Below are 7077 nucleotides of genomic sequence, written 5' to 3' on the forward strand. Positions count from 1 at the left end.
GCCACCGATGGGGATCACCAGCACATAACCCGCATCTGCGGCGGTATGGCTGACGATCGCCACCAGGATCAGCATGGGAGTGAGAAAACGGGCAGGCGTCACCTTCAGCAACTTTTTCAGACCGGTATTGATAAAACCTGACTGCTCGGCCACCCCGACCCCGAGCATGGCCACCAGCACGATGCCCAGCGGGGCAAAGCCGGTGAAAGTGGTCACCATGGTGGAGAGAAACTCGGCCAGACCGGCACCGGTCAGCAGGTTGTTGACCACTACCGCCTCCCCGGTACGGGGGTTGACCAGATCAAACTGGAATTGTGACAACACCCAGGAGCCGACCCAGACGATCAGCAAGGCGTAGAGGAACAGCATGGCGGGGTCGGGTAATTTGTTCCCGGCTTTCTCGACGCCATTGAGGAAACGGTTCAGCCAACCTTTGGGAGGGCTGGCCGGACGGTCATTGACAGCAGCATGACTCATTATTGCGATACTCCTTTCCCTAGAAACGAGGTCGCATGCTAGCAATTCCAGCCAATCCGTCTCATGACCGATCGCAAAAGAATGATTAATTTTGATTAAATATTGCGGAATAAAATCCCAAGTTGTGGCTTAACGCACACTTGTTACTCTGCCATTACGGCATCTAGCAGTGGATAACGCCCAACCTGGCACTCAACCACAAAACCGCTCGCCTCGACTTGCGCCACAGTCAGCGGCTTGCTGAACAGATATCCCTGGAACACATGGCACCCCTGGGTCTGCAGGGCGGCCAGCTCGTGAGGCTCCTCCACCCCTTCCGCCATGATCCCCAACCCCAGATTGGTGGCCATGGCCGCAGTCGCCCGGATCACTGGCAAGTTGAGACCGACCACGAAGGAGCGATCCAGCTTGATGTTGTTGATCGGCAACCGGTTGAGATAGGCCAGCGAGGAGTAGCCGGTACCGAAATCATCGATGGCAATCTTGATCCCCTGCTCGCTCAAATCATCGAGAATGCCGAGGCACCCCTTCATATCGAGCATCAGCACGGTTTCGGTCAGCTCCAGCGTCAACAGGGAGGCATCCACCCCGTGCAGCTCCAGCTGCTGGCGAACTTGCCCGGGCAGCGCCGACGAGAGCTGGAAACCGGAGAGGTTGACGGAGACCGGCACCCGCTGATGGAAGCGCTTCTGCCAGCTGGCGACCTGTGCCAGCGCGGTGGAGAGCACCCAGCTGCCGATCTCGCGGATCAGCCCCATCTCTTCGGCCAGCGGGATAAATTCCACCGGCGACACATGGCCGAGCACCGGGTTGTACCAGCGCAGCAGCGCCTCGTAACCGATCAGACGCCGTTTGGCGGCATCGACCTGCGGCTGGTAACAGAGGCTCAGCTCCTGACGGCCGATGGCCTTGGCCAGAAACTGTTTGAGATTGAGCTTGCGCTGCAGGGTCTGTTGCATGCTGGGGGTGAAACGCTGCCAGCGCAGCCGCCCCATCTGCTTTGCCTGATACATGGCCATATCGGCACGGGTGATGAGGTTGTCCCCGTCATCCGCATCATCGGGATAGATGGCGATACCGATACTGCCGCCGATGGTCACCTCCGGCAGCCCGCTCAGTTGCAGCGGCTTGGTCATCTGGGAGAGCATCTGATCGGCCACCTCTTGCGCCCGATCACCCTGATTGCCCAGCGGCACCAGTGCTGTGAATTCATCGCCACCGAGGCGAGCCAGCTCCACATCCCGCGGGCAAATCTGTTTGAGGCGACCGGCGACCCGCTCCAGCAGGCGATCTCCCGCCTTGTGGCCGTAGTTGTCGTTGACCAGCTTGAAGTTGTCCAGATCCATGAACACCAGCGCGAAACGCTCCCCCAGCCCGCAATAGGCCTCAAGGGATTTCATCAAGCCATACCGATTGAGCAGGCCGGTCAGGGAGTCGTGCCAGGCGAGGTGGCGATGCTCCAGCTCCTCGAGCTTGCGATCGGTAATATCCCGCATGGTGAGCAGAATGCGGGCCCCCTGCTGGATATAGCGGAACTGATACTGGAACCAGCGCATCCCCTTGAGGGTTCGGCACTCCCCCTCGGTCACCACCTCATCGAGACGGGAGAGCTTCTGGTAGAAGCTGTCATCATTGCCGGAGAAAACCTGGGAGAGCTTGGCGATCTGGTGGCCAAAACACATTTCGAAGTGATAGTTGCCACTCTCGAACACACCGTGGCTATCGAACAGGCAGGCAAGGGTATCGCCGGTTGCCAGCGAGGACTCCTGATAGAGGGTATCGGAGTCGAGCACCGCTTCGGTCATCATCATCAGCCGGCCAGCCAGTTGAATACCGGAGAGGCGCAGATAGATCTGCTTCTTGACCCCCTTTGGGGAGAGGGTCCACCACTCGTTGTAACTGCGCCCCTGCTGAAAATCACCCAGATAGCGCTGCAGCAGCAGATCGATGGCGGTTGCCATATCGGCAGAGAAGTCGCGGGAGCAGAGTTCGTCGAGGGACGTCGCCTCCCACACGGAGAGCGCGGCGCTGTTTGCCCAGAAAATATGGTGATGCTCGATGTCATAAACCCAGATCGGGGTATGCAGAACATCCATCGTCTTCAGTAACCGTTCGTCAAGCGTATTCATCTGGTCAAGGTCATTCATGCTGGATGGTCACTGGTTAACCGGAAAACAGATCTGGCAAACCGCTAGCTGCAGAATGCAAGGTGCAAATACCTCTCGGCCATTATCCCTTTTCACATAGCCAAGAGCGGACAAAACTATTTCAGATATCAACAACAGGGCAGCCTGTACGGCAATACTACAAAGGACTCAGCCAAGGACCCTGTTAATCCAGGCAAATCATATAGTCGATTTTTAACTTTTTTCCCCAGTAAAAACAAGCACTAAGAGCTATCCACTCGAGACCTTGAAAGAGCAATTGCATATTTGCTGCGACAAATTTGTTATTAACATTTAAATCAATGGTGGAAATAGTCATCACTCTCTGTCACAAAGCTTCCATTAATTAACCAAGCGGATGGATAAACAGCCAAAAAAACGCCAAAACGGACAAAAATAGTTCACTAAGGCGGAATTGATATACCCCAAATTCATTTTTCAACAGGCAATGAGCAAAACCCGAATATATGATCTGCATCACATTAGCTGTAGATGGCAAACCATCCCGGCTGAGTACGCAGAGCAACCCAGATTCCTTCCATCAGATTGCAATATCGGCCTTCGCCTGCGGTTATAGCGGAACAAATCAGGGAATATGGCAAACATCACTGCCGCAGTACCATTTGGCATCGTGCCGGAATAATCACCAGCTCGGAGAAACTGAGATGACGGGCGGGTGGAGAACTGGTATCAACAGAAATCGAATCCAGATCAATTAAACGCTGAATTAACCTTGCCAACCCGGAACGCTCTTTTTATGGTTGCCCCCTTGTTACACCCAGAACAGCGTTTATGAAGCACATCGAAGAGTTCTACCTGTTCGTCAAGGTGGTGCAAGAGGGAGGATTCTCCCACGCTGCAGCCGCACTGGGCATGCCAACAGGCACCATCAGTCGACGCATTTCCCAGCTGGAAGAGCAACTGGGTTGCTCCCTGCTACATCGCTCTACCCGCAAGCTCCGCCTTACCGATGATGGCCTCAGATACTACGAACGTCTCTGCACGCCACTCGCACAAATCGAGCAGGCCACCAGCGAGATCCAGGGTCAAGAGGCCGATATCACCGGGCTTATTCGGATAGCTGCGCCGATCGCGCTCTCCAACACCATCCTCATCGATATGCTGGCCGAATTCGGGCTGCACTATCCCGAGGTACAGTTCGATATCACCCAGACCAATGATCACCAGCACCTGTTCGACAATGATCGGGATCTGGTGTTCTTCAACGGTGAGCTGCCCCAGTCGCTGCCCAATGCGATCTGTCTCGGCCATATCGAGTACGGCCTGTTTGCCTCACCACTCTATTTGACCAAGAAGGGCACTCCCTCCCATCCCAACCAGCTGGAAGAGCATGATCTCATCTACTGCTGGCCTCACCAGCACTGGCAGCTGACCGACAAGGATGGCCAGAGCGTCTGCATCAAACGCAGCGCCAAACTGACCGTCAACCAGACCCAGGCCGCGGTACGCGCAGCCCGGCGTCATCTGGGGATCGTCAACGCCCCGCTGCACTATCTGAGCAGCTTCCTCCATGACGAGCAACTGGTGCCGGTACTGACCGACTGGCAAACCGGCAATCGCCCCTTCTACATGTTGTGTTGCCAGCACCAGTTCGCTCCGTTGCGTGTTAAGATGTTCGTTGAATTTGTTGAAAAATACTCAGCACGCTATCGCAATCGGCAGTGGGACAACCAATTTTCACAAGGTGATAGCCTCACCCATTGCATCTGACCGTTAGCGGGCCACACTTATAGCATCCCTTGCCAACAGAGCCTGCCTAACGCCATGAATGTATTGATATGTGATGACTCCGGGTTCGCCCGCAAACAGCTGGCGCGGGCGCTCCCGGCCGACTGGAAAGTCGATTTGCACTACGCAGCCAATGGTCTCGAAGGGATCGAACAGGTGCTGATGGGTCATGGCGATCTCATCTTCCTCGACCTGACCATGCCGGAGATGGACGGTTACGGCGTGCTGGAGACCCTCCAACGGGAGGGGTTGCGCAACAAGGTGATCGTGGTCTCCGGGGATATCCAACCAGAGGCCTATCAACGGGTCATGGGGCTGGGGGCGCTCGATTTCATCAAGAAACCCGCCGCCCCAGAAACCCTGCTCGCCCTGCTCAAACAACACGGTTTCTGGAGTGCCGCCCCGAGTGGTCAACCAAGCGCCCCCGAGCAGCTGACAAGCGGCGTGGTAGCCGATGCAGGCGTCAAGATCACCCCCGAAATCCGCGATGTCTATCAGGAGCTGGCCAACGTCTCCATGGGTCAGGCCGCCGACTTGCTGGCTCGTCTGCTCAACGCCTTCGTGGTACTGCCTATCCCCAACGTCAACGTGCTGGAGGTCTCCGAGCTGCACATGGCCCTCTCGGCCGCTGCGGATTCAGATACCCTCTCCGCCGTCTGTCAGGGGTTTATCGGAGCGGGGATCGCCGGTGAAGCGCTGATCCTGTTCCATGACTCCAGCTTCAAAGATTTGGCCAAGCTGATGAACCATCAGGGGACGCTGGATCGCACCGCCGAACTGGAGCTGTTGATGGATACCGCCAACGTGCTGATCGGCGCCTTCCTGCGCGGCTACGCCAACCAGCTCGACACCCCCTTCAGTCAGGGGCACCCTGTGGTGCTCGGCCAGCACAGACCCATCAACGAGCTGATCAACACCAACAAGAGTCGCTGGCGCCGCACGCTCGCCATCGAGATCAACTACCGGATCCAGGATTACGCGGTGCAGTGTGATCTGCTGCTGCTGTTTACCGAAGATTCCATCGCCACCATGAACAACAAAATCATGCACATGCTCTAGGAGTGACTATGGAAATCCGTGAATTTCATTGGTTGATGAACATAGTCCAGAACCTGGACGTAGGCTTGGTTGTGCTCGACAAGGAGTACAAGGTACAGGTGTGGAACGGCTTTATGGAGAGCCACAGCGGCCGACTGGCCAGTGACGTGCGCGATGGCGTACTGTTCGAGCTCTTCCCCGATGTGGACAGAGCCTGGTTCGAACGCAAGGCCAACATGGTCTTCAAACTCAACAACCGCGCCTTCAGCACCTGGGAGCAGAAGCCCTATCTGCTGCGTTTCTCCAACTACCGCCCCATTACCGGCTCGGCCCCCCACATGTTCCAGAACCTGACCCTGGTGCCACTGGCCGATTTCGGCGGTCAGGTGACCCACATCGCGGTGATGATCTACGATGCCACTGATGAGGCCATGCTGATGAACGGCCAGCGGCAGGCTTGAGCTTGCAGCAAATAACAGAGGGCGCCGCGGCGCCCTCTGTTATTTCGGTATGAACAGGTCTTGGTATAACCTCTACCTCACCAGCCGTCTCAACGCGCCCCGAGATACTCGGTGAAGGCGTCGATCACCTCTTCAATATCGTCATCGTTGATTTGCAGATGGGTCACCAGCCGCAGCTCGCCGTAACCGGAGAAGAGGATCCCCCGCTCCTTCATAAAAGCGAGCAGAGGGGCCGATTCCCCCTCACGCAGCCGCAGGAACACCATGTTGCTCTGCACCAGCGAGAGGTCGAGCTCGATGCCCGGGAGTGCAGCCAACCCTTCGGCCAGCCGTTTGGCACGGCGGTGATCATCGGCCAGACGGGTCACATGCTGCTCGAGGGCAAACAGACCGGCTTGCGCCAGAATCCCCGCCTGACGCATGCCACCCCCCAGCATCTTGCGTAGGCGGCGCGCACGGGCGATGAAATCGTGGCTGCCCACCAGCAGCGAGCCCACCGGTGCGCCCAACCCCTTGGAGAGACAAATCGAGATGCTGTCAAACGGTGCAGCGATCACCCCGACCGGGGTCTCGCTGGCCACGGCGGCGTTAAAGAGCCGGGCGCCATCGAGATGAAGCTTCAAGCCGCGATCGGCAACGAATGCCCCCATCTCCTGCAGATAGGAGAGCGGCAGCACCTTGCCGTTGTGGGTGTTCTCAAGGCAGATCAGGCGAGTCTGGACGAAGTGGGCATCATCAGGGGCCAGCGCAGCCTTGATATCATCGAATGCCAGCGTGCCATCGCGCTGCATCGGCAAGGGTTGCAGGGCTACGGAGCCCAGCACGGCACTCCCCTGCGCTTCATAGCGATAGATGTGAGCGGCGTTGCCGAGGATAGCCCCCTCACCGCGCTGACAGTGGCTCATCACCGCCAACAGATTGGACATGGTGCCGGACGGCACAAACAGCGCCGCCTGTTTGCCCAGCAATCTTGCCCCAAAGGCCTCCAGCGCGTTGACGCCCGGATCTTCACCATAGACATCGTCACCGACTGCGGCGTGGAGCATGGCTTGACGCATGGCGTCAGTAGGCTGGGTGACGGTGTCACTTCGTAAATCGATATAGCGCATGAGATCCCTCCTGAAACAGGAGAGTGACGTTAGCCATGCGCCCCTCGCTTGGCAAGGGGCGCATGAGCAGAATGTGAA

At 57.3% G+C, this 7077-nt stretch carries 6 protein-coding genes; 3 read left to right on the forward strand and 3 right to left on the reverse strand.

Annotated elements, in window-relative coordinates:
- A partial coding sequence (locus AB5Y85_RS10300; RefSeq protein ID WP_368221363.1) for an AbgT family transporter occupies window positions 1-477 on the reverse strand: 477 nt, incomplete at its 3' end.
- 143 nt (window positions 478-620) lie between these two features.
- The gene (locus tag AB5Y85_RS10305) at window positions 621-2573 is read right to left on the reverse strand and encodes a bifunctional diguanylate cyclase/phosphodiesterase (protein WP_013723827.1); all 1953 of its coding nucleotides are present in this window, start codon (window positions 2571-2573) and stop codon (window positions 621-623) included.
- Between the two features lie 861 nt (window positions 2574-3434).
- On the opposite strand from AB5Y85_RS10305, the gene AB5Y85_RS10310 reads away from it, so the two are divergent.
- The 3 genes from AB5Y85_RS10310 to AB5Y85_RS10320 are packed head-to-tail and all read left to right on the forward strand — an operon-like array spanning window position 3435 to window position 5890.
- Complete coding sequence (locus tag AB5Y85_RS10310; RefSeq protein ID WP_005337171.1) at window positions 3435-4373, forward strand: LysR family transcriptional regulator; 939 nt, start codon at window positions 3435-3437, stop codon at window positions 4371-4373.
- A gap of 54 nt (window positions 4374-4427) precedes the next feature.
- Window positions 4428-5450: a response regulator gene (locus AB5Y85_RS10315; RefSeq protein WP_042081918.1), complete on the forward strand. Its 1023-nt coding sequence runs from the start codon at window positions 4428-4430 to the stop codon at window positions 5448-5450.
- Window positions 5451-5458: 8 nt separating this feature from the next.
- Window positions 5459-5890, forward strand: a complete 432-nt coding sequence (locus AB5Y85_RS10320; protein WP_245130646.1) for a PAS domain-containing protein — start codon at window positions 5459-5461, stop codon at window positions 5888-5890.
- An 89-nt stretch (window positions 5891-5979) separates the two neighbouring features.
- Here AB5Y85_RS10320 and ltaE read toward each other — a convergent pair whose 3' ends face one another.
- Complete coding sequence (gene ltaE / locus AB5Y85_RS10325) at window positions 5980-6999, reverse strand: low-specificity L-threonine aldolase (protein ID WP_106844496.1); 1020 nt, start codon at window positions 6997-6999, stop codon at window positions 5980-5982.
- Between the last annotated feature and the right edge of the window lie 78 nt (window positions 7000-7077).

It is taken from the genome of Aeromonas sp. R3-1 (assembly GCF_040908345.1).
GTDB lineage: Bacteria > Pseudomonadota > Gammaproteobacteria > Enterobacterales > Aeromonadaceae > Aeromonas > Aeromonas veronii.